This window comes from Burkholderia sp. AU15512 (genome assembly GCF_002223325.1).
In the GTDB taxonomy this organism is placed as follows: Bacteria; Pseudomonadota; Gammaproteobacteria; order Burkholderiales; family Burkholderiaceae; genus Burkholderia.
Window position 1 is genome coordinate 89,693 of sequence record NZ_NKEX01000005.1, and the last position, 22,185, is coordinate 111,877.

15 protein-coding genes are annotated in these 22,185 nt (G+C 66.3%); 10 read left to right on the top strand and 5 right to left on the bottom strand.

The features are described from left to right. Positions 1-21: 21 nt before the first annotated feature. Positions 22-1,380 carry an aspartate aminotransferase family protein gene (locus CFB43_RS17910; RefSeq protein ID WP_089495964.1) on the bottom strand — a complete coding sequence of 453 codons (1,359 nt, stop codon included), beginning with the start codon at positions 1,378-1,380 and terminating at the stop codon, positions 22-24. A gap of 530 nt (positions 1,381-1,910) precedes the next feature. On the opposite strand from CFB43_RS17910, the gene CFB43_RS17915 reads away from it, so the two are divergent. Then, complete coding sequence (locus CFB43_RS17915; RefSeq protein WP_089495965.1) at positions 1,911-2,483, top strand: hypothetical protein; 573 nt, start codon at positions 1,911-1,913, stop codon at positions 2,481-2,483. A 250-nt stretch (positions 2,484-2,733) separates the two neighbouring features. Here CFB43_RS17915 and CFB43_RS17920 read toward each other — a convergent pair whose 3' ends face one another. Further along, positions 2,734-3,243, bottom strand: a complete 510-nt coding sequence (locus CFB43_RS17920; RefSeq protein WP_089495966.1) for a GNAT family N-acetyltransferase — start codon at positions 3,241-3,243, stop codon at positions 2,734-2,736. A 135-nt stretch (positions 3,244-3,378) separates the two neighbouring features. Further along, on the bottom strand, positions 3,379-4,014 hold the full coding sequence (locus CFB43_RS17925; RefSeq protein ID WP_011353677.1) for a helix-turn-helix domain-containing protein: 636 nt from the start codon (positions 4,012-4,014) through the stop codon (positions 3,379-3,381). A gap of 296 nt (positions 4,015-4,310) precedes the next feature. Between CFB43_RS17925 and CFB43_RS17930 the strand changes: the two genes are divergently transcribed. The 3 genes from CFB43_RS17930 (at position 4,311) to CFB43_RS17940 (ending at position 7,444) form a co-directional block, all read left to right on the top strand. Then, on the top strand, positions 4,311-4,664 hold the full coding sequence (locus CFB43_RS17930; protein WP_089475899.1) for a RidA family protein: 354 nt from the start codon (positions 4,311-4,313) through the stop codon (positions 4,662-4,664). Between the two features lie 31 nt (positions 4,665-4,695). After that, positions 4,696-5,946, top strand: coding sequence for an NAD(P)/FAD-dependent oxidoreductase (locus CFB43_RS17935; protein ID WP_089495967.1), 1,251 nt, complete (start codon positions 4,696-4,698; stop codon positions 5,944-5,946). Positions 5,947-6,052: 106 nt separating this feature from the next. Then, the gene (locus CFB43_RS17940) at positions 6,053-7,444 is read left to right on the top strand and encodes an amino acid permease (RefSeq protein WP_089433510.1); all 1,392 of its coding nucleotides are present in this window, start codon (positions 6,053-6,055) and stop codon (positions 7,442-7,444) included. A 221-nt stretch (positions 7,445-7,665) separates the two neighbouring features. Here CFB43_RS17940 and CFB43_RS17945 read toward each other — a convergent pair whose 3' ends face one another. Next, on the bottom strand, positions 7,666-8,313 hold the full coding sequence (locus tag CFB43_RS17945) for a glycine zipper 2TM domain-containing protein (protein ID WP_089428777.1): 648 nt from the start codon (positions 8,311-8,313) through the stop codon (positions 7,666-7,668). A 464-nt stretch (positions 8,314-8,777) separates the two neighbouring features. Here CFB43_RS17945 and CFB43_RS17955 point away from each other — a divergent pair, with 464 nt between their 5' ends. The 3 genes from CFB43_RS17955 to CFB43_RS17965 all read left to right on the top strand — a co-directional run bounded on the left by CFB43_RS17955 (position 8,778) and on the right by CFB43_RS17965 (position 11,788). Then, on the top strand, positions 8,778-9,977 hold the full coding sequence (locus CFB43_RS17955; RefSeq protein WP_089495969.1) for an amidohydrolase family protein: 1,200 nt from the start codon (positions 8,778-8,780) through the stop codon (positions 9,975-9,977). Positions 9,978-10,062: 85 nt separating this feature from the next. Next, positions 10,063-11,247 (top strand): amidohydrolase family protein, encoded by a 1,185-nt coding sequence (locus CFB43_RS17960; RefSeq protein WP_089496167.1) that lies wholly within the window; start codon positions 10,063-10,065, stop codon positions 11,245-11,247. Positions 11,248-11,314: 67 nt separating this feature from the next. Further along, positions 11,315-11,788, top strand: coding sequence for a nuclear transport factor 2 family protein (locus CFB43_RS17965; RefSeq protein ID WP_089484770.1), 474 nt, complete (start codon positions 11,315-11,317; stop codon positions 11,786-11,788). A gap of 99 nt (positions 11,789-11,887) precedes the next feature. Here the strand turns inward: CFB43_RS17965 and CFB43_RS17970 are convergent, their stop codons facing one another. Further along, the gene (locus tag CFB43_RS17970) at positions 11,888-12,748 is read right to left on the bottom strand and encodes a LysR family transcriptional regulator (protein WP_069252751.1); all 861 of its coding nucleotides are present in this window, start codon (positions 12,746-12,748) and stop codon (positions 11,888-11,890) included. A gap of 185 nt (positions 12,749-12,933) precedes the next feature. On the opposite strand from CFB43_RS17970, the gene CFB43_RS17975 reads away from it, so the two are divergent. The 3 genes from CFB43_RS17975 (at position 12,934) to CFB43_RS17985 (ending at position 22,171) form a co-directional block, all read left to right on the top strand. Then, entirely contained in the window at positions 12,934-13,608 is a 675-nt protein-coding gene (locus CFB43_RS17975; RefSeq protein ID WP_089495970.1) for an ankyrin repeat domain-containing protein, read from the top strand. A gap of 239 nt (positions 13,609-13,847) precedes the next feature. Then, a complete protein-coding gene (locus tag CFB43_RS17980) occupies positions 13,848-21,902 on the top strand; it encodes a hemagglutinin repeat-containing protein (protein WP_089495971.1) in 8,055 nt (2,684 codons plus the stop codon). Next, complete coding sequence (locus CFB43_RS17985) at positions 21,899-22,171, top strand: hypothetical protein (protein WP_089495972.1); 273 nt, start codon at positions 21,899-21,901, stop codon at positions 22,169-22,171. Before CFB43_RS17980 ends, CFB43_RS17985 begins: the two co-directional genes overlap by 4 nt. Positions 22,172-22,185 lie beyond the last annotated feature (14 nt).

Here is a 22,185-nt window from a genome sequence, read left to right on the forward strand (position 1 = left end):
CCTGCCGCGAATGTCACTGCATCACACCAGCTCGCCGAGACACGCGTCGAACTGCGCGACGAGCCGGTCGACATCATCGGCCGTCGTCTGCGGACATACGAGCATCATGTTGTGGAACGGCGTGATCAGCACGCCGCGATTCAGCAGGTACAGGTGCACGATGTGTTCGAGCTCGCTGTCGAGCTGCGCGCCGGCGAGCGTGCCGTTGCGCGGCGGCACGGGCGCGAATTGAAACTCGGTGCGCGCACCGATGCGCGTCACGCACCACGGCAGTTTGTGTTTCGCGATCGCCTGTTCGAGCCCCGTCGCCAGCCGCGCGGCGAGTTCGAACATATGCGCATAGGCCGCGTCGGTCGCGACTTCGGCGAGCGTCGCACGCATCGCATGCATCGCGAGCATGTTCGCGGTGAGCGTCGTGCCGATCCCCGAGTGGCCGGGCGGCGCGTTCAGCTTCGCCTGCTTCGCGCGTTCCGCGAATTCGGCGCTGAACCCGTACACCGCGCACGGCACGCCGCCCGCGATCGGCTTGCCGACCACCAGCATGTCCGGCTCGAGATCGTGCGCGACCGCATAGCCGCCCGGGCCGCTGCTGATCGTGTGCGTTTCGTCGATCACGAGCAGCGTGCCATGGCGGCGCGTCAGTTCGCGCGCGGCCTCCCAGAAGCCCGGATCGGGCAGCACCATCCCGATGTTCGTCATCGCGGGCTCGGCGAGCACGCAGGCGACATCGCCGCCTTTCAGCGCGGCTTCGAGCGCGGCGAGATCGTTGAATTCGACGACGCGCGTGTTCGCGAGCAGGTCGTACGACTGCCCGAGCAGGCTGTCGCGCTGCACGGGGCGGCCATCGACGAGATCGACGAAGACGTCGTCGACCGTGCCGTGATAGCAGCCGTTGAACACGACGATCGTGTTGCGGCCGGTGGCCGCGCGCGCCCAGCGCAGCACGAAGCGGTTCGCGTCGCTCGCGCTCAACGCGAATTGCCAGACCGGCAGCTTGAAGCGGCGCGCGAGTTCGCGCGACACCCACGCGGCATCCTCGCTCGGCAGCATCGTCGTGTAGCCGCGCGTGGCCTGCTCGATGAGTGCCCGCGCGACGGGTTCGGGCGCGTGGCCGAACATCGCGCCGGTGTCGCCGAGGCAGAAGTCGGCATAGCGGTGGCCGTCGACGTCGGTGAAGGTCGCGCCGCGCGCTTCTTTCACATACAGCGAGAACGGCGTCGACCAGTCCTGCATCCAGTGCAACGGCACGCCGAACAGCAAGTGCTCGGACGCTTCCGCGGACAGGGCGCGGGAGACCGGCATGGCTTCGGTGAATGCACGGCGCTCGCGATCGAACAGCGCGCGGGCGCGGATGAGGTCGACTCCGTGGCGGGAAGGCAAAGGCAGCTCCTGGGCTGTGAGGATGACGAAGACGATAGCGCGGAGCGCGGGGGGCTGAATAGAGGCGGAATTACGGAGGCGGACGCAGGTGCTCGGACGCGGTGATTCAATGATGCGCATGTTGACGTGCGAGCAGCACGAAGGCCAGGCTCATGTTTCCATTCGATTCAATTTGATTGGGGGATAGCATAGGTAAATAAAAAACGGAAATCGGCATAAAGGTTTCCATGTATTTGATTCCGGTTTTTCGCAACCTATCGTTGACGCATGTCGTTGCGTGAATATGTCCACATGGCTAGGTGAATACTGCCTTACGGGAGGGTGGCGGCAGGGTGGGCAGGCTGGCGAAAGGGCATTGCCGGCCCCGTGCGCGCAATGGCGTAAATGGCATTCCACGGGGATATTGCATTCAAATTTCGAGATACTGGAATATCGACTTTGAATGGAATGGGCGGAATGTTTTGTCCGAATCGAACCGCTCATGGGCGGCGTTCGGATTTCACGAAACGGCCTGAATATGGAATAGAAAAATGAAGATCGGCAAATACCTCATCGCGGCGGGCGCATGCATTGCATTCACCGGCCTCGCCCAGGCGGGCCCGACGTCGCCGCACGCCGTCGTCAAGACGATCCGGCTGACGGCGCACATTGGCGACAGCCTGTTCGTGTCGACCTCGGGCGATGCGGCCGCCCATGGCGTGGTCGAGCTGAATGCGACGGACGGTTCGCCGCAGACGTTCGGCGCAACGCTGCCGATCCACGTCTACACGACGAATCCCGACGTCCGCGTCGCGCTGCTGCAGCCGCTGAGGCTGTCGAACGGCCGCTACGACATGACCGACGCGAAGGTCGTGCTGGCGGACAAGGCCGGCGGCGCGGACATCGCGCACGACGGCGCGCGCACGCTCACCCTGGTCAAGCCCGGCATCAATGGCTACGACGAAACCCGCAACCTGACGATCCGTGCCAATGCGCCGGCTACGCGCGGGGCAGCCGGGATCAACGGAAGCTATCGGGGCGATCTGGTGCTGATGTTCGAACCGGTCGCGTCGGCGGGGGACGATACGATCCCGGGCGGCGGGGTGGCGGCGGTAGACAAGTAAGGATCTGGCCGGCCGGGTTGCTGCAATAAAAGTTTTTGCGCATAAACCGACAGCGGCACGACTGGCCGCTGTCGTATTGCATGGAAAGTTAGTGTGTGCTCACATTCGGGCTGTTTCGTTCGACGTGTGTTCGGCGCCGGTCCATGGTGTGCCGACGTCGCTGCGAATGACGGGAGCGTCGACGCGCGGTGCCGGTGAGTGGGTGCTCGCTTGGCGGTGCCTGGCGCTTCCCGTTCGCAGCAGCGGCACGCTACGCCAGCGTCTTGACCATGTGGTGTTCGTCGTAGAACCGCCCATCGACGAACATCGAGCGCGGTTCCGTCCCGAACCGCACGAACCCTTGCGACGCATACAGCCGCTCCGCGGTGGCGTTGACCTCGTTCACGCACAGCATCAGCTGCTTGCAGTCCCATTCCCGCGCCGCGTGCGTGGTCGCGCTTTCGAGCAGCGTTTGCGCGATGCCTTGCCCGCGATACGCGGGATCGACGAACACGCCCCAGATCGTCGCCTTGTGCGCGATCTTCACGCGCGCATCGCGGCGCACGCCCGTGATGCCGACGAGCGTATCGCCGTCGAACGCGCCGAACACGGCACGTTCACGGGTCGGCGTGATGCGCGTCGCGAATTCGTCGACCGGCACCTGGGATTCTTCGTCGAGCGTCGGCAGGAATGAGGTGGGGGCGGTGTCGACCGCACGCAGGCGAACGGTCTGGAAACGGGCGGCGTCGGCCGCATCGAGCAGGCGGGTGGTGATCGTCATCGGGGTCGTTCCGGTTGATGGTCTTGCATGCCGGCGCGAGCCGCTGGGGCCGCGGGATGCATCGTCCTTATCGTAATAGGAATCCCGGTGTTGCGCGGCGACGTTCGGCACCGCCGCGTGATCGCATTCAGACCGTCAGATCGCGTCGCGCGGCCGCTTGGCATCGCCGTCGACGCAGCACGCGAGCACCTCGGCATCGGTGTCGCCGAGGCTCAGGTACACGTGCCCGACCGCACTGTCGAAATACAGGCTGTCGCCGGCGCCGAGCCGGTACGCATGGCCGTTCTCGAAGCGCAGCTCCAGCTCGCCGCTCAGCACGAACACGAACTCCTCGCCGCTGTGCCGGATGTAGTCGGCGAAGTCCGACAGCTTGCGCGCATGAATGCGCCCGCGCACGGGCACCATCCGCTTGCCGGTCAGGTCGTTCGCGAGCATCCCGTACGCGTAGTTCGGCGTGTCATAGACCATCTGCTGGCCGGCCGGCGTGAACGACGGCGTCATCGCGCCGGCCGGCGCGGGGCGCCCGAACATCGTGTCGAAGTCGAGCGCTAGCGCATGCGTGAGCGCCGCGAACTTGTCGTAGGTGAGCGCGATGTCGCCGCGCTCGGCCTTCGAAATCGTCGACACCGCGATACCGGAGCGCTCGGACAGTTGCGCGAGCGTCAGGCCGCGCGACTTGCGCGCGTCGCGCAGCCGCGCGCCGACCGTCTGGTGGTCGAGCTGCGGCGCGGCGTCGGTGGGCGGCGGAACGGGGACGGTGGATTTGGGCATGCGGATACGGGGCGCGGCGTCCGTGACGTGAATACGGGTTTTGTCGTATACGAGAATAAATTTTCTCGTATATGATAATTTTCGTCGAAATCGCCGACGGTGGGCGTGACGGCCACTCTAGCATCGGACGGCGCGAAACTCGCGGAGCCGGTGCGGCCGGCGTGAACGACACGTGTGCGTATCGGCGCAGCTCGCCCGTGCGGCGGTTGCCCGACGATTCCGCACACGGCAGCGGCTTTCCCAGCCATTTATTTTCCCGGCCGGTCGCGGCCGGCCTTGCGAAGGTGCAAACCATCATGTCCAGTGAAATCCAACGTCTGCAGACGAGCGCGCGCATGAGCCAGGTCGTGATCGCGAACGGCTTCGTCCACCTGGCCGGCCAGGTGCCCGATACGGCCGGCGCGCCGATCGCCGTGCAGGCGACCGAAATCCTCACGCGCATCGACGCGCTGCTCGCATCGGCCGGCATCGACAAGACCCGCGTGCTGACGGCCAACATATGGCTCAGCGATGCCGCGCACTTCGACGCCTTCAATGCGGTGTGGGACGCGTGGGTGCCGGCCGGCCACGCGCCGACCCGCGCCTGTGTGCAGGCGTTGCTGATGAAACCCGGTCTCGACGTCGAGATCGCCGTGACCGCGCTCGCCTGACGCCCGCGCCGCGCGCCCCGAGGCACTCACGATGACATTCGACACGCTCGTTCTCGGCGGCGGCATGATCGGCGTGTCCGTTGCCGTGCACCTGCAACAGCGCGGCCTGTCGGTCGCGCTCGTCGACCGCAAGGCGCCCGGCAACGAGACGTCGCTCGGCAATGCCGGGCTGATCCAGCGCGAAGGCGTGTATCCGTATGCGTTTCCGCGCGGCTTCGGCACGCTGCTGAAATACGCGTGCAACCGCTCGCCCGATGTCCGATATCACTTTGGCGCGCTGCCGAAACTGATTCCGTTCCTGTACCGCTACTGGCGCAACTCGCATCCGGCGCGCCATGCGGAGATCGCGCGCGCGTATGCGCCGCTGATCGAACACTGCGTGACCGAGCATCGCGCGCTGATCGACGCGTCCGGCGCCGGCGCATTGCTGCGCGAAGGCGGGTGGCTGAAGGTGTTCCGCACGGCCGCGACGCGCGATGCCGAAACGCGTGACGCCGAGCGCTGGCGCGCCGAATACGGCGTGACCTTCGACGCACTCGATGCGGCCGCGCTGCGCGACGCCGAGCCGAACCTGAGCCGCGCGCTGGTCGGCGCGCTGCGCTACACGGGCTCCGATTCGATCAGTGATCCGAATGCACTCGTGACCGCGTATGCGCGCCGCTTCGAGCAGCTCGGCGGCCGCATCCTGACCGGCGATGCGCTGACGCTGTCGGCCGCGAACGGCTGGCGCGTCGACACCGCGCAAGGCCTGGTCGATGCGCGCGCGGCAGTCGTCGCGCTCGGGCCGTGGTCGGACCTGCTGTGCGAACGGCTCGGCTACACGCTGCCGCTCGCGGTCAAGCGCGGCTATCACATGCACTACGCGGCGCAGCCGGGCGCGCGGCTGAACGGGCCCGTGCTCGATGCCGACAGCGGTTTCCTGATCACGCCGATGACGCGCGGCATCCGCCTGACGACCGGCGTCGAGCTCGGGCTTTGTGATACGCCGCCGACACCCGTCCAGCTCGCCGCCGTCGAACCGGTCGCGCGCGAGCTGTTTCCGCTCGGCGCGCGCGTCGACGGCGCGCCGTGGCTCGGCCGCCGGCCGTGCACGCCCGACATGCTGCCCGTGATCGGTGCGGCGCCGCGCCACCGCGATCTGTGGTTCGCGTTCGGGCATGCGCATCACGGTTTCACGCTCGGCCCCGTGACCGGCCGGCTGATCGCCGACCTGATGACCGGCACGCAGCCGTTCGTCGACCCGACGCCGTTTCGCGTCGAACGCTTTCTGCACGGCCGCTGAACCGGCGACCGTGCGCTGCAGCAGGGCGGCCGGCACACGACGCCGGCCGCTCCATCCAGCGGCCGGCCGATCCGGCTCGCCGCGACGATCAACGACTGGAGACAACATGCAACAGCACACGATGCGGCGCGAACTCGGCGCGCGCCAGATTTCGTTCATGGCCCTCGGCATGGCCATCGGCGTCGGTCTGTTCCTCGGCTCGGCGTCCGCGATCAAGGCGGCCGGCCCCGGCGCGCTCGTCGCCTATCTGATCGGCGGCGCGATGATCTTCCTGATCATGCGCGCGCTCGGCGAGATGGCCGTGCATCGGCCGGTGTCCGGCTCGTTCGGTGCGTATGCGTTCGAATATGTCGGGCCGTTCGCCGGCTACGTGGTCGGCTGGAGCTACTGGCTGCTGATGGTCGGCGTCGGCGTCGCGGAGACGACCGCCATCGGCATCTACATGGGCTTCTGGTTTCCGGATGTGCCGCAGTGGCTGTGGGTCGTGTCGGCGATCGCCGCGATCTCGGCGTTCAACCTGCTCAACGTGAAGGTGTACGGCGAGCTGGAGTTCTGGTTCGCGATCGTGAAGGTCGTGACGATCGTGCTGATGATCGCGGGCGGCGCGCTGATCGTGTTCACCGGGATCGGTCATGGCGGCGAGCCCGTCGGGCTGTCGAACCTGTGGCGCCACGGCGGCGTGTTTCCGCACGGCGTGCTCGGGGTCGTGAGCGCGCTGCCGATCGTCGCGTATTCGTTCGCGGGCGTCGAGATGATCGGCCTCACCGCCGGCGAGGCGCGCGAGCCGCAGAAGATGATCCCGCGCGCGATCAACTCGGTGCTGTGGCGCATCCTGATCTTCTACGTCGGCGCGCTGTTCATCATCATGGCGCTGTATCCGTGGCACGAGCTCGGCGAGCATGGCAGCCCGTTCGTGACGACGTTCGAATCGCTCGGGCTGCGGCAGGCGGCCGGCATCGTCAACTTCGTGGTCGTGACGGCTGCGTTGTCGAGCTTCAACTGCATCGTGTTCAGCGGCGCGCGCATGCTGTCGAGCATGGCCGGCAACGGCCTCGCGCCCGCGTCGTTCGCGGCGCTGAGCGCAAGCGGGTCGCCGTCGCGCGCGGTGCGGGCGACCGTGCTGTTCATGTCGGTCGGCGTGGTGCTGAACTATGTGATTCCGGCGCGCGTGTTCGGCTGGCTGATGTCGTTCCTGTCGTTCGACGTGGCCGTGATCTGGGCGATGATCGTGCTGACCCACATGCGGTTCCGGCGCGCGCTGGCCGCGCGCGGCGAGACGGTGGCGTTCCGCATGCCGTACGCGTCGGTCACGTCGTGGATCTGCCTCGTGTTCGTCGCGTTCGTGTTCGTGATGCTCGGCGTCGATCCGTCGACGCGCGGGTCGCTGTATGCCGGCGCGGCGGTGATGGCGCTGATGGCGATTATTTACCGGCGTTCGCGGCACCTGCAGGCGGCAGCGCGGTCGACGCGCGTCGGGCTAGGCGTCGAGCGGGTGTGACGCCGATGCCCGGGGCACCGGTGCGGGTGAGCGTGGGAGTGATCGCGCGACGGGGGCGTTGCGGGCGAGGGTGTCGCGGAAATATCGGCGGCGCGTGATGCGCGCCGCGCGGGCATGAAGAACGTGAGCGAGGTGAAACAGGCGCGCCGTCGCGCCGAACCGGTGCCCGACGCCAAACGCGCGACGAGGCGCCCGATCAGGTCAGGCGCTCCGCATCGGAATCAATAACGCGACAATTGATTGCCGTTGATCTGCACGCGATCGCCCGGACGCAGGTTGCCCGGCGACTGCACGTCGAACGAGCGCATCGTGCCGTCGCTGACCTGCACGTCGATCCGGTAGCTGCTCGGGCCTTGCGCGGCGCCCATCTGCTGGCCGATCTGGTTGCCGGCCACCGCACCGCCGAGCGCACCGATCACGGTGGCCGCATCGCGGCCGTGACCGCGGCCGAACTGGTTGCCGACCAGGCCGCCGACCAGCGCACCGACGACGGTGCCGGCGACGCCCGACGGGCCGACCGAGCCGTTGACCGGCTGGATGTTCGAGACCGTGCCGTATTGCGTGCCGTAGCCGTTGCCGTACTGCTGCTGATTGCCGTACTGGTCATACGGCTGCGACCCGTATTGCTGCGGGTTGCCGTACTGATCGTACGGCTGCGGCGCCTGGTTCGGATACGGCTGTTGCTGCTGCACGTAACCCGGTTGCGAATACGCGGGCTGCGCGTAGCCGGGCGTCGCGTATTGCTGCTGCTGCGGATACCCCGGCTGCGCGCCGTAGTAACCCGGCGCGACGCAGGCGGTCAGCGGAAGCGCCGCGACGGCGACGAGCGAGGCGAACAGAACGGTCTTCGTGGAAGGCATGCGCATCATGATGTTTCCTGCATCGGCAACGGGTTCGCCGACGAATGCCGGAACGGGTGGCGAACTCGGCGTGAGTATAAGGAATGGCCGGAGGCGCGTCCGGTGCGGCCGGGTAACAACGTGTAAAGTCTGTTGCCGCGTAAATCGCCGCGCGGGCGGCGCGCGAAAGCGACGCCCGGCAAGGGCGCGACACGCCTTCCGGACATCCGCCTTCCGGCGATGCCGATACTGCGCGACCTTCGGCCTTTCCGCCGTCTTCCCCGTGATCCCGCCCCATCGCCGTGCCAGGCCCGGCGGCCGCGCGCGCCGCGCATCGCGAAATCGAATGCGCGGCATCGCGACATTTAATTGGCCTCGGGAGACGGCGTCCGATATCGTGGCCGGATCCCCTGTCAACGGTCGCGCCGTGCCGGCTGCGGTGCCTTCCCCTGTCCGCGCCGGCGACGTGCCGCGACCGCCCCACATTCCGAGCCATGACCGATCGTCTCTTCATCAACGCCGTCGACGCCGGCGGCCAGCCCATCCACCTCGTCGTCCGTGACGGCCGCTTTGCCGCGATCGGCGCCGATTGCGCCGCCGCGCCCGGCGCGGAAACGATCGACCTCGACGGCCGCGTCGTGCTGCCCGGCTTCGTCGACGGCCACATCCACCTCGACAAGAGCTTCGTCGCCGATCGCTGGGTGCCGCACGAACCGGTCGGCACGCTGCGCGAGCGGCTCGCGGTCGAAAAGCGCCAGCTCGCGGCCGCGCCGCCGATCGTCGAGCGTGCGAACGCGCTGATCGCGCAGGCCGCCGCCTTCGGCACGGTCGCGATGCGCAGCCACGTCGACGTCGATGCAACCACCGGCCTGTCGAACCTGCAGGCCGTGATGGCCGCGCGCGAGCAATGGCGCGGGATCGTCGATATCGAACTCGTCGCGTTTCCGCAGGCCGGCGTCGTCACGTGCCCGGGCACCGCCGGGATCCTCGACGCGGCCGTGCGCGAAGGCGCGGACGTGGTCGGCGGGATCGACCCGACGACGCTCGACGGCGATGCGGACGGCCAGCTCGACATCGTGTTCGGCATCGCCGAGAAGCGCGGCGCGAAGATCGACATCCACCTGCACGAGCCGGGTGAAACGGGCATCGCGCAGCTGCTGCGGATCGCGGCGCGCACGCGCGCGGCGGGGCTCGGTGGCCGCGTGAACGTGAGCCATGCGTATGCGCTCGGCCAGGTAAGCGATGACGACGTGCAGCGCACCGCGGCGGCACTGGCCGACGCCGGCGTGTCGATCCTGACGAATGCGCCGGGCGACTGCGCGTTTCCGCCGGTGCAGGCGCTGCGCGACGCGGGCGTGCACGTGTTCGCGGGCAACGACAACATCCGTGACGCCTGGTGGCCGTACGGCAACGGCGACATGCTGCAGCGCGCGATGATGGTCGGCTATCGTTCGGGCTTCTACACCGACGAAGCGCTCGGCATCGCGCTCGACATGGCGACGCACGCCGGTGCGCGCGTGATCGGCAAGGACAACTATGGAATCGCAGTCGGCTGCGATGCGACGTTCGTCGCGGTGCGTGCGCCGAATGCGGCGGCGGCCGTCGCGGGCGTGCCGGCCGAGCGCTGGGTGTTCCGTCGCGGCGAAAGCGACACCGGCGCGCCGTTCGCTCCCGCGCTGCGCTTCACGCGCTGACCGACCTGACCGGCGGCACGGCATGCGCCGTGCCCCCTTCGCACTGAACGCACTCACTGCACTGACCGACCTCACCGGAACCGACATGACGAACCTGCTGATCCGCAACGTCCGCCCGAACGCCGACGCCGCGCTCGACATCCTGATCGAAGGCGATCGCATCGCGCGCGTCGGCCCGTCGCTCGACGCGCCCGCCGGCTGCGCGATCGAGGACGGCGCGGGCGCGCTCGCGCTGCCCGGCCTCGTCGAAGGCCACACGCACCTCGACAAGACGCACTGGGGCATGCCGTGGTATCGCAACCAGGTCGGGCCGCGCCTCGTCGACCGCATCGAGAACGAGCGCCACTATCGCGCGACGAGCGGCCATGACGCGGGCGCCGCGTCGCTCGCGCTGGCGCGTGCGTTCCTCGCGGCCGGCACGACGCGCATCCGTACGCACGTCGACATCGATACCGAAGCCGGGCTGCGGCATCTGCACGGTGTGCTCGCGACCCGCGAGACGCTGCGCGGGCAGGTCGAGATCCAGATCGTCGCGTTTCCGCAATCGGGCGTGCTCAAGCGGCCGGGCACCGCTGCGCTGCTGTCCGAAGCGCTGGCCGCCGGCGCCGATCTGCTCGGCGGGCTCGACCCGTGCGCGATCGAAGGCGATCCGGTCGAAGCGGTGGACGTGCTGTTCGCGATCGCCGAGCGTCACGGCCGCGGGCTCGACCTCCATCTGCACGAGCGCGGATCGATGGGCGCGTATTCGCTCGACCTGATCCTCCAGCGCACGGCTACGCATGGCATGCAGGGCAAGGTGACGATCAGCCACGGGTTCTGTCTCGGCGATATCGCCGAACGCGAGCGCGATGCGTTGCTCGCGCGGATGGCCGAACTCGGCGTCGGGCTCGTCACGACCGCGCCCGCGGCGGTGCCCGTGCCGCCGGTGGCCGCGTGCCGCGCGGCGGGCGTGACGGTCATCGGCGGCAACGACGGCGTGCGCGACACGTGGACGCCGTACGGGTCGCCCGACATGCTCGAACGCGCGATGCTGATCGGCATGCGCAACGATTTCCGCCGCGACGATGCGCTCGAAGTCGCGCTCGACTGCGTGACGCATGGCGCGGCGCGCGGTTGCGGCTTCGACGGTTACGGGCTGCAGCCGGGCAGCCGCGCGGACGTCGTGCTGGTCGACGCGCTGACGTTCGCCGAGGCTGTCGTTGCGCGGCCGGTGCGGCGGCTCGTCGTGTCGTCGGGGAAGATCGTCGCGCGCCACAGCGCGCTGGTCTGAGTGAAGCGTGAGCGCAGCGTCGCCCCGGTATGATCGGGTTTTCAGCGGGATTGCCCGGGAGACGACGATGCGACGCACGACAGCGGCACGGGCCGCACGATGGATGGCGGCGGCCCTGTTCGCCGTGACCACCGCGCACGCGGTGGCGGCCGGGCCAACGGACGCGCAGCAGGAAGCCAACCGGCGGACGGTGCTCGCGTTCTACGAGAAAGGCCTGAACGAGAAGGACGCCGACGCCGCGCTCGCGTACGTCGGCGATCGCTACGTGCAGCACAACCCGAACGCGGCCGACGGCCGCGACGGCTTCCGCAAGTTCGTCGCGTTCCTGCGCGACAAGTATCCGCAGTCGCACAGCGAGATCAAGCGCTCGTTCGTCGACGGCGACTACGTGATCCTGCACGTGCATGCGGTGCGCGAACCCGGCACGCGCGGCAGCGCGATCATGGACATCTTCAAGCTCGAGAACGGCAAGATCGTCGAGCACTGGGACGTCAATCAACCCGTGCCCGAGCAGGCCGCGAACGGGAACACGATGTTCTGACGGGGGCCGGGCGCTCGGGCATGTCGACGCGCCCGCGATCTCGTCGCATCGGCCGTGCCGGCGGTGTCCTTGACATGGCCGCCGCATCCGGCCTGCTTGCTACTCCTCCAACTCCAGCATCGTCGCGAGCGCCTTCGTCAGTTCGCTGACCATCGGGTCGGCCGTCGGCCGATGCAGGATCGCGATGTCCATGTGCTCGATCGGCGCGAAACCCTGTTTGGCGGTCAGCACGACGTGCTCGTCCGTCACGACGCGCGCGGGCAGCACGCTGATGCCGAGCCCGTCCGCGACGGCGGCCTGGATGCCGCTCAGGCTCGACGTCGTGAAGCTGATCCGCCAGCGGCGGCCGCGCTCCTCGATCGCCTTGATCATGTCGTCGCGATAGAGCCCGCGCGGCGGGAAGACGACGATCGGCACCGGGTCGAGATCGATCGTCGGATGCTTCGCGCTGTCGATCCAGCGCAGCTTTTCGGGCCAGCGCACGACGGCCTCGCGGCTGTCGCGCCGCTGCTTGATCAGCACGAGATCGAGCTCGCCGCGGTCGTATGCCGCGCTGATGTCGCGGCTCAGCCCGCACGTCACTTCGAGCTTCACCTGCGGATGCGCGCGCTTGAACGCCGCGAGCGCATGCGTCGTGCGGCCCGCCGCGAAATCGTCGGGCACGCCGAGCCGGATCGTCAGCGCGACCGTGGCGCCCGACAACGCTTCCAGCATCTCGTCGTTCAGCGCGATCATGCGGCGTGCATAGCTGAGCACCGTCACGCCCGCGTCGGTCGGCCGCACGTCGCGCGTGCCGCGGTCGAGCAGGCGGTGCCCGGCGATTTCCTCGAGCCGGCGCACCTTCTGGCTGACCGTCGACTGCGTCGAATGCAGGCGCGCGGACGCCGTCGTGAAGCTGCCGCAGTCGGCGACCATCACGAGCGCGCGCAGCAGGTCGAGGTCGAACAGGGGTCTATTCATTTATGCACTTCTGTGGATTCGAACATTTCATTTCCAAATGCGTGCGACGACTTTTAACATGGCCGGACGGAGTGGGCAATCGCGGTTTCGCCGGACGGGGCGTGGCGTCACGGGGTGCCATTGGGGCGCCTGACGTATTGCAGCGGCCGCATATCGGCGTGCGCGGCACGCAAGGAGGAAACGGAATGTTGTTCAAACGGATCGCGATCATCGGCGCGTTCGCGTTGACCACGCTTACGTCGGCGGTGGCCGCCGCCGACGGCGGCGCGCTCGAAGGCCGGTTGCGCAGCGCGGCGGAGCGCGGCGATGCGGGCGAAGTGCGCACGCTGCTCGAGCGCGGCGCGCAGATCGATTCGCGCGACGGGCAGGGTCGCACGGCGCTCCTGATTGCGACGCACGGCAATCATGTCGATGCGGCGCGCGTGCTGATCGACGCGGGCGCGGACGTCAACGCGAAGGATGCGATCCAGGACAGCCCGTACCTGTATGCCGGGGCGCGCGGCCATCTCGACATCCTGCGGATGACGCTCGCGCATGGCGCCGACCTGCGCAGCACGAACCGCTATCGTGGCACCGCGCTGATTCCGGCGGCGGAGCGCGGGCATGTCGATACGGTGCGCACGTTGATCGATGCGGGCGTGAACGTCGATCATGTGAACCGGCTCGGCTGGACCGCGCTGCTGGAGGCGATCATGCTCGGCGACGGCAGCAAGCGGTATGTGCGGATCGTGCAGCTGCTCGTGGATGGGCACGCGAACGTCAATCTGGCCGATTCCAACGGCGAGACGCCGCTGCAGCATGCGCGCAGCCGAGGGTATGCGCGGATCGAGCGGATTCTGGTGGCGGCGGGAGGGCGGTAGGTATCAGTGGAGGGTACGATTTGCGCGTGAGTACGCCGTTGGTACTCGGTCGATCCACCGCAGCCGAGGCGACAATCCTATTCGCTTTCGTGCGAGCTTTGTATGCGACGTACGTCAATTGGACGAGTCTGATTTTTATTGTTTCGTAGTATTTAAGAAACGTTTGTCGTTGTGTAACGCTTTGCTTTCGATGCTTCGGGTTATGGTTCATCGGTCGAATTCAGACCAGCAGAAGAACGATGAACAAAGAGACCCACCGTCTGGTGTATTCCAGACGCCGAGGGATGGTGGTGGCGGTTGCAGAAACCGCGACTGCTACGGGGAAATCAGCCGATGGTGAGACTCGTGCTCTTCGCGTGTTGCGCAGCGCGTCGATTGTGGCCATCGCCACCGCGCTGGGCGTCATGCCTGCAATCGCACCGGCGCAAATCGTGCCGACACCGGGCGCGCCGACACACGTCCTCCAGACGCCGAACGGCTTGCCGCAAGTCAACATCGCCGCACCAAGCGGCGCGGGTGTATCGATCAACAACTACAATCAATTCGACGTCCAACGCAACGGCGCGCTGCTGAACAACTCGCCGACGATGGTCCCGACGCAGCAGGCGGGGATGATTAACGGCAACCCGAACTTCGGGCCCGGACAGTCGGCACGCATCATCGTCAATCAGGTCAACAGCACGGCTGCAAGCCAGATTCGCGGCTACGTGGAGGTCGCAGGCAATCGCGCGGAAGTCGTGCTCGCGAACCCCGCCGGCATCGTGGTGGACGGCGGCGGCTTCATCAACACCAGCCGCGCCACATTGACGACTGGCCAACCGTACTACGGCGCTGACGGCTCGCTTGCGGGCTATCAGGTCAACCGTGGACTGATCACGGTCCAGGGCGCGGGCCTGAACGCGTCGAACGTCGACCAGGTGGATCTTATCTCCCGTGCCGTACAGGCCAATGCGGCGATCTATGCAAAGAACCTGAACGTGATCGCCGGTTCGAATCAGGTCGACCACCATGCACTCGCTGCCACGCCGATTCAAGGCGACGGCGCCGCGCTGGGTGTGGCAATTGACGTCAGTCAACTGGGCGGCATGTATGCCGAGCGCATCCTGCTGGTTTCGAATGAGCGCGGTGTTGGGGTTGCCAATGCCGGAACAATCGCCGCACAGTCGGGCGACCTGACGCTGCAGTCGAATGGCCAGCTCGTGCTGACCGGCAAGACGAGCGCCGCCGGCAATCTCGCGGTCACGGCGCAAGACGGCATCCAGAACAGCGGCACAACGTACGGGCAGCAAAACGTCTCGGTGTCGACGGCCGGTACGCTGTCGAATAGCGGCGCATTGGCGGCGCAGCAGGCGCTGAACGTTTCGGCCGGCAGCGTTGCGTCGACCGGCTCGCTTGGCGCCGGTGTCAATGCGGATGGCGCGGTCAGCAGCAATAGTGACCTGACCGTCACCACTGCCGGCCGGTTGACGGCGACCGGCCAGAACGTCGCGGGCGGCAACGTCACGTTGACGGGCAGCGGTATCGATCTGTCGGGCTCGAAGACGGCTGCGAACGCAAACGTTTCGCTGCTCGCGCAGGCGGGCAACCTCAACCTGACGAACGCGACGACCAGCGCGCAACGCGCGATCGAAGCGCGTGCCGCGGGCACGCTCGTCAACGACCACGGCACGCTGTCGAGCCAGGCCGGCACGACGCTCGAGGCAGGCGCCCTGTCGAACCGGGGCGGACAGGTCTCCGCAGTCGGCCCGCTCGCAATCAATACGTCAGGACAGGTCGCGAACCAGGACGGGACGCTCGTGACCGACGGCGCCCTGACGCTGAATGCGGGTGATATCGAGAACGTCGCCGGCACGATGCAGAGCGGCGGCGCCCTGTCGGTGTCGGGTACATCGCTCGACAACTCGGCGGGTCGGATCGTGTCACTCAATGGCGACGGCCTGTCGTTGTCCACGACCGGCCAGCTGACGAATGCCGGGGGTACGACGGCGACCGGTGCGCAAGGCGGCGTGATCGGCGGCAACGGCGACGTGACCGTGAAGGCCGGCGCTGTCATCAACCGCGGCAGCCTGACGGCACGGCAGGCGCTGAAAGTCACGACGGCCCTGCTCGACAACCGCGACGGCGCAATCGCCGCGGACCGGCTGAACGTAAAGGCCACGGACCTGCACAATGCGCACGGTTCGCTCACACAGTACGGCAATCAGGACACGACGCTCGACGTCAGCGGCACGCTCGACAACGCGAGCGGCACGATCCAGACCAACGGCACGAACCTGACGCTCGCGCCGGCGATGCTGAACAACGCAAGTGGCACGATCATTCACGCTGGTACGGGCGCGTTGATCCTGATGCCCGGCCTCGGGTCGGGGCGGCTGACGAACGCCGGCGGCTCAATCGTGAGCCGCGGGTCGGTCGGGTTGTCGGCGGGCACCTTCGACAACATCGGTGGCATGCTGGCTGCGCTCGGTTCGGTCTCGGCGAGCGTTGGCGGTGAACTGAACAATGCGGGCGGCTCGGTCGCGGCCAACGGTGACGTGTCGCTCGACGCTGGCACTGTGACCAACACCCAAGGCGGGCGGCTCGGCGGCGCGAACGTGCAGCTTCGTACGGACAGCTTGATCAATGACGTCGGTCGAATCGGCGCCGATGGCGACGTCGATATCACGACGACCGGAGCGGTATCCAATGCGGGTGGCCAAATCGGCGCGACGCGAAATCTTTCCGTCAACGCGAGCTCGCTCTACGGCGGTGGTGCGTACAGCGCGGCGAACGACCTGGCGCTGTACCTGCAAGGAGACTTTACGAACACGTCGGACTACCAGTTCAACGCCGGTCGCAATCTGGCGTTTACGCTGCCGGGTACGTTCAACAACGTCGGCGGCCTGATGAGCGTGAACGACCTGAGCATCGACGCCGGCGACATCGCCAACAGCGGCACGATGGCGGCCGGCGGCCTGCTGCGTACGCAGTCGGACGTGCTGATCAACACCGGCACACTGGTGGGCGGCAGCGTATCGCTGGCCGCAGCGTCGACGATCGTGAACCTCGGCCCGACCGCGCTGATCGGTGCGTCGGACAGCGACGGACTGCTCGAGCTGCTCGCGCAGAACATCGAGAACCGCGACGATACGACCGCGACCGATACTCCGGCGCTGACCGCGATCTACGGCCTGGGTCGCGTGGTGCTGGCGGGCGGCAAGGATGCGGCCGGCCACTACACGAAGGCTGCGCATATCCTGAACCAGTCGGGATTGATCCAATCGGACGGCGACATGGCACTGCATGCCGGTCTCGTGACGAACACGCGTCGCGAGATGCAGACGGCGTGGACCTCGCAGGTTGATGCTGCGCTGCTCGAGAGTCTTGGCATCAGCCTTTCCGGCCGCACTGGTCAAGTCGGCGTGAAGAATCCCGACAGCATCGGCGGTGTCTACGTCGAGCCGCCGCACGGTGGCGAATACAACAGCACGTACCAGTACACGACCTATGCGGGCACGCCGCTGGCGAACCTGATCTCGAAGATCACCCCGGAAGCGCAGATTGTGGTGGGCGGCAACCTGAATGCTTCGTCAGTCGACACGTTCCAGAACTACTGGAGCCGGGTGACGGCAGCCGGTGACATCGCGATGCCCGGCACGCTCGATCAGGACAGCTGGAAGGGGCAGCTTGCGCCCCAGATCAAGGTGACCTACACCGGCAATTACTGGTACCGCAACTACGACGGCACCAAGTTCTGGAGCTATTCGTTCTGCGATACGCCGGGCTGCAACGCGCCGTCGGACCTGCGCGAGTACGCGCTGCCGGGCTACGAATCGAGCTTCGTCGCAAACGGTACGCTCTCCGGCACGGGCGTGAGCATCGACAACCCGGCCGGCAATGCGGGGATTCCATCGATCGGGCTGCCGCCGGGCGTTGACGTGAGCGCCGTCGGTGGCGGCATCGACCGGGTAATCGCTAGTGCGACGGCAGTCGACGTGCTGACGAACCTGACGATTCCGCAGGGCGGCCTGTTCCACCCGAACCCGGTGCCGAACGCGAACTACCTGATCGAAACGAATCCGGCATTCACGAACACGCGCTCGTTCATGTCGAGCGACTACTACCTGCAGCAGCTCGGGCTGAACCCGGACCGGACGGAGAAGCGTCTGGGCGACGGATTTTATGAGCAATGGCTGGTGCGCAATCAGCTCACCTCCCTGACCGGCAAGGCGGTGCTGGGGCCGTACACGGACATCGAATCGATGTACCGGGCGCTGTTGTCGTCCGGTGCCGATCTGGCGAAGTCGCTCAATCTGCCGCTCGGGATCGGTCTGTCGGCCGAACAGGTCGCACAGCTCACGAGCAACGTGGTGCTGCTGGAGACGCGCGTCGTCGACGGTCAGTCCGTGCTGGTGCCCGTGGTGTATCTGGCCAAGGCAAGCCAGCAAGACATGAACGGCCCGCTGATCGCCGGCGGCGATATCGATCTGAAGGAGGTGCAGTCGTTCTCGAACAGCGGCACGATCCGCGCAGCGGACAGCCTGTCGATCGGTGGCCAGAGCCTCCACAACCGCTTCGGCGCGCTGCAAAGCGGCGGCCAGATGACGCTGGCGACGACCGGCACGGTCGACCTGACCTCGGCGAGCGTGAAGGCCGGCAGCCTGGCGCTGGTGGCCGGCGGCGACCTGATCCTCGATACCGCGACGCAGACGCGAAGCGAGACAAACGCCGACGGCGCGACGCGTGTCTCGACGACGCTCGGGCCGCAAGCGAGCATCGACGTCGCCGGCGACGCGGCGATCGTGACCGGCGGCAACTTCCAGCAGAACGCCGGCAATCTGAGCATCGGCGGCGATCTCGGGATGCAGGTCGGTGGCGACTGGACGCTCGGCGCGCAGCAGGTCGGCGAGCATAAGGTGGCCGAGCGCGCAAACGGCGTATCGGACACGGACATCAACCGAAGCGTCGGCAGTTCGGTCAAGGTCGGCGGTGTCTCCGGCATCGCGGTCGGCAACGACCTGACGGCGCACGGTGCACAGATTGAACTGGGTGGCGGTGGCGCCGTCGCCGCTGGCGGCACCGTGACGCTGGGTGCCGCGAGCGCGACGTCGACCGTGAACAGTAACAGCTCGGGCGGCGGCGGTGGCCGCAGCTATGCGGAGACGCTGCATACATCGGATCAGGCCTTGACCGGCACGACGCTGACCGGTGGCGACAGCGTGGCGATCGTGGCCGGCAAGGACCTGAACGTGATCGGTAGCGCGATCAGCCTGGACCAGGGCAATGCGACGCTGGCGGCGGCTGGCGACGTGAACATCGGTGCCGCAACCGAGACGCACGACCTGAACTCGCACGAAACGCACAGTCGCAGCGGTGTGGTGAGCGGCACGAAGGTCGCAAGTGGGATCGACCAGACAATGACGCTGAATCAGGGCAGCCTGGTGTCGGCGGATGGTGTGACGATCGCGAGTGGCAAGGATCTGAATATCCAGGGCAGCACGGTCGTCGGCACGAACGACGTCGCACTGAGCGCGGCGCGCAACGTGACGGTGACGACGACGCAGGATACCCTGGAGTCGTCGAGCTACTACCAGAAGAAGGAAACGGGACTGATGTCAGGCAGCGGCCTGTCGGTATCGGTGGGTAGCAGTTCGCTGAAGACGACCAGCCAGACGAGCGAGGTGTCGAACAATGGCAGCACGATCGGTTCGTTGAACGGCAATCTGAGCGTCACCGCCGGGAATGACCTGCACGTGACGGGCAGCGACCTGATTGCCGCGCAAGACATCAGCGGCACGGGCGCGAACGTGACGATCGATGCGGCGCAGGACACCGGTCATCGTCGCGAGACGCAGGAAGTGTCGAAGAGCGGGCTGACGCTGGCGCTGAAGGCGCCGGTGATCGACGCGGTGTCGAACGTGGTGGACCAGTCGCGCGCGGCCAGCAAGCGTCAGGATGGTCGAGCAGCAACGCTGCACGGGATGGCGGCCGCCAGCGGCGCGATCGATGCAGTCGGCGCGGGCGCGGCCGCGCTGGCCGGAGGCGCAACGCCCGAATTCAAGGTCGATGTCAGCGTCGGCAGCAGCCATAGCAAGAGCGCGTTCACGGAGGACAGCGTGACGAATCGTGGCTCGAGCGTGAATGCGGGCGGAACGGTGGCGTTTGCGGCGACGGGCAATGGGCAACCGGGTAGCGGCAACGTGACGATCGCCGGTTCCGACGTGAACGCGACCGACGTGATTCTGGCAGCCAAGAATCAGGTCAACATCGTCAATACAACGGATACCGATTCCACGCGCAGCACGAACGAGTCGAAGAGCGCGAGCGTGGGCGTGTCGGTGGGCACCGGCGGCTTTGGCGTGTCGGCGGCGATGTCGAAGGCCAACGGCGACGGCAACAGCGATCTGGCCACGCAGAACAACAGTCACGTGAACGCGGCGAATACAGTCACGATCATCTCGGGCGGCGATACGAACATCATCGGCTCGAACGTGAGCGGCAATCAGGTGAATACCGACGTGGGCGGCAACCTGAACATCGCGAGCGTGCAGGACACGCTGTCGAGTGCGGCACATCAGTCGAGTTCGGGCGGCGGCTTCAGCGTCAGCCAGGGCGGCGCCAGCGCGAACTTCAGTCAGAGCAAGGGCAACGCGACGGGCAGCTACGCGGGCGTGAATGAACAGGCCGGGATTCAGGCGGGCGATGGCGGCTTCAACATCAACGTCGCGGGCAATACTGACCTGAAAGGGGGGGTGATCGCAAGCGATGCGGACGCGTCGAAGAATGCGCTGACGACGGGGTCCCTCTCCTTCTCGGATATCCAGAATCAGTCGAGCTACGATGCGAGCTCGAGCGGCTTCAGTGCGGGCGCGACGACCGGTGACGGTGGGATGAACTACAGCACGCATGGCAGCGGATCGGGCAAGAATGCCGGTGGTGCATCGCCGATGCTCGGCCAGCACGACAGCGGCAGCGACAGCGCGACGACGCAGAGCGGCGTGAGCGCGGGAACCGTCACGATCACGGATTCGGCGAACCAGCCGCAGGATCTGGCGAGCCTGAATCGCGACACGACCGACACGAACGGTACGGTGGCCAAACTGCCAGACATGCAGAACCTGCTAGACAAGCAGGCGGACATGATGGCGGCAGCCAGCGCGGCGGGCGAAGCAGTGTCGCGGCGGATCGGCGACTACGCGGACAAGATGATGGAGGCAGCGAAAGCCAACGGTGATCGGGCTGGCGTCGACTCGTGGAAGGAAGGCGGAGCGAACCGCGCGCTGATGCAGGGCGCGGGCGCGGCACTGGTGACGGGGCTGGCCGGCGGCAATGCTGTGGGCGGCGCCGCGGGCGCGGCGGTTGCGTCGATCGCTGCAGGTAGGCTGAACGACCTGAGCAGAGCGATCGCGGGCAGCGATCTGACCGGCAACGCCAACCTGAATCAGGCACTGGGCAACATCGTGGCGAACGTGATCGCGACGGGGGCGGGTGGGGTTATTGGCGGTGAGTCGGGGGCGTTTTCTGGGTATAACGTTGATCGGTTTAATCGGCAGTTGCATCCGGATGAAAGGGTGCTCGCGAAGCAACTGGCTGCAAAGAGCGGTGGCAAGTACACGCTAGAGCAAATCGAGGACCAGATGCGGATCATGAGCGGCTCGATTGCCGGAGACCGAGAGTTAGGTACCCCTGATACGTTGGTCGGACAGATGCCCACTGATTCTGGAGCACGGTGGCAATACGCAGGCACGACGGATGATGGCAAGCCGATACTGACACAGATCACGGTACAGCCGAATTCGGAGTTGCAAAGCTTCATTCTGAGGAATTCCGGGGAGGAACAGGGTGGCGTGCCGAACATCACTTATGACCAGACCGGCAAAGACGGCTCTGGTATCAAGCTGACCGGGCCGTTCACGAAGTTCGACAAGTCGGATGCGAACTCTATGAGGAACACGACGGCGGATGCGACGTCGATCTTTTCAACGAATGTCGCGAGGTTTGGTGCGGCTGTTGCTGCGATGGCGGCGATTCCATCACCATACTCTGGTGGTCTTTCAGTAGCAGCTTATGCGGCTACGGTTGCTGGATTTTATGCCGATGCGTTGGGGCAAATCGTTAAGCCAGACGTAGGCCAATACACCGTATCCGGCATCACTGGTTTGATCGCTGGAAATTTGTCAGATCGAGCGCCGGGGTTCGGCCCGGCGATAAATGAAACGGCGAACATGTTCAACAACAGCAGTGCAGGTCAGCAGATGCAGAATTCCATGAATAAATACTGGAATGATTTCGTTAATTTTTGGAAAGATAGATGAAGATTCGATTTATTGAAGATGGGAATTTTTCAGGATGGGTTCGGGCGATCCTGCTTGTCATCGGTCTTCTAATAATTTTTCTCGCATGCAAATACGTGTCGCCGGCACCGTATGGAGGATTTCTGGTATTGCTTGGGTTGGGAGTTGCGGCAGTTGGCGGGTATGCGAGCAGAGCACATTTGCTAAAAATCAAACCTTTTGACAATAGCTACAAGAGGGCTCGCAAGAGCTACGAATCAGACGGCGACAAAGAGGAAGTAAAGAAGTGAGTGAAATATGGTCA

What these genes read in the sequence shown, in the direction of transcription:
- CFB43_RS17915 (WP_089495965.1), top strand. Translation starts at nt 1,911, where the DNA reads ATGAAGATCGGCAAATACCTCATCGCGGCGGGCGCATGCATTGCATTC.
- CFB43_RS17920 (WP_089495966.1), bottom strand. Translation starts at nt 3,243, where the DNA reads ATGACGATCACCACCCGCCTGCTCGATGCGGCCGACGCCGCCCGTTTC.
- CFB43_RS17925 (WP_011353677.1), bottom strand. Translation starts at nt 4,014, where the DNA reads ATGCCCAAATCCACCGTCCCCGTTCCGCCGCCCACCGACGCCGCGCCG.
- CFB43_RS17930 (WP_089475899.1), top strand. Translation starts at nt 4,311, where the DNA reads ATGTCCAGTGAAATCCAACGTCTGCAGACGAGCGCGCGCATGAGCCAG.
- CFB43_RS17935 (WP_089495967.1), top strand. Translation starts at nt 4,696, where the DNA reads ATGACATTCGACACGCTCGTTCTCGGCGGCGGCATGATCGGCGTGTCC.
- CFB43_RS17940 (WP_089433510.1), top strand. Translation starts at nt 6,053, where the DNA reads ATGCAACAGCACACGATGCGGCGCGAACTCGGCGCGCGCCAGATTTCG.
- CFB43_RS17945 (WP_089428777.1), bottom strand. Translation starts at nt 8,313, where the DNA reads ATGATGCGCATGCCTTCCACGAAGACCGTTCTGTTCGCCTCGCTCGTC.
- CFB43_RS17955 (WP_089495969.1), top strand. Translation starts at nt 8,778, where the DNA reads ATGACCGATCGTCTCTTCATCAACGCCGTCGACGCCGGCGGCCAGCCC.
- CFB43_RS17960 (WP_089496167.1), top strand. Translation starts at nt 10,063, where the DNA reads ATGACGAACCTGCTGATCCGCAACGTCCGCCCGAACGCCGACGCCGCG.
- CFB43_RS17965 (WP_089484770.1), top strand. Translation starts at nt 11,315, where the DNA reads ATGCGACGCACGACAGCGGCACGGGCCGCACGATGGATGGCGGCGGCC.
- CFB43_RS17970 (WP_069252751.1), bottom strand. Translation starts at nt 12,748, where the DNA reads ATGAATAGACCCCTGTTCGACCTCGACCTGCTGCGCGCGCTCGTGATG.
- CFB43_RS17975 (WP_089495970.1), top strand. Translation starts at nt 12,934, where the DNA reads ATGTTGTTCAAACGGATCGCGATCATCGGCGCGTTCGCGTTGACCACG.
- CFB43_RS17980 (WP_089495971.1), top strand. Translation starts at nt 13,848, where the DNA reads ATGAACAAAGAGACCCACCGTCTGGTGTATTCCAGACGCCGAGGGATG.
- CFB43_RS17985 (WP_089495972.1), top strand. Translation starts at nt 21,899, where the DNA reads ATGAAGATTCGATTTATTGAAGATGGGAATTTTTCAGGATGGGTTCGG.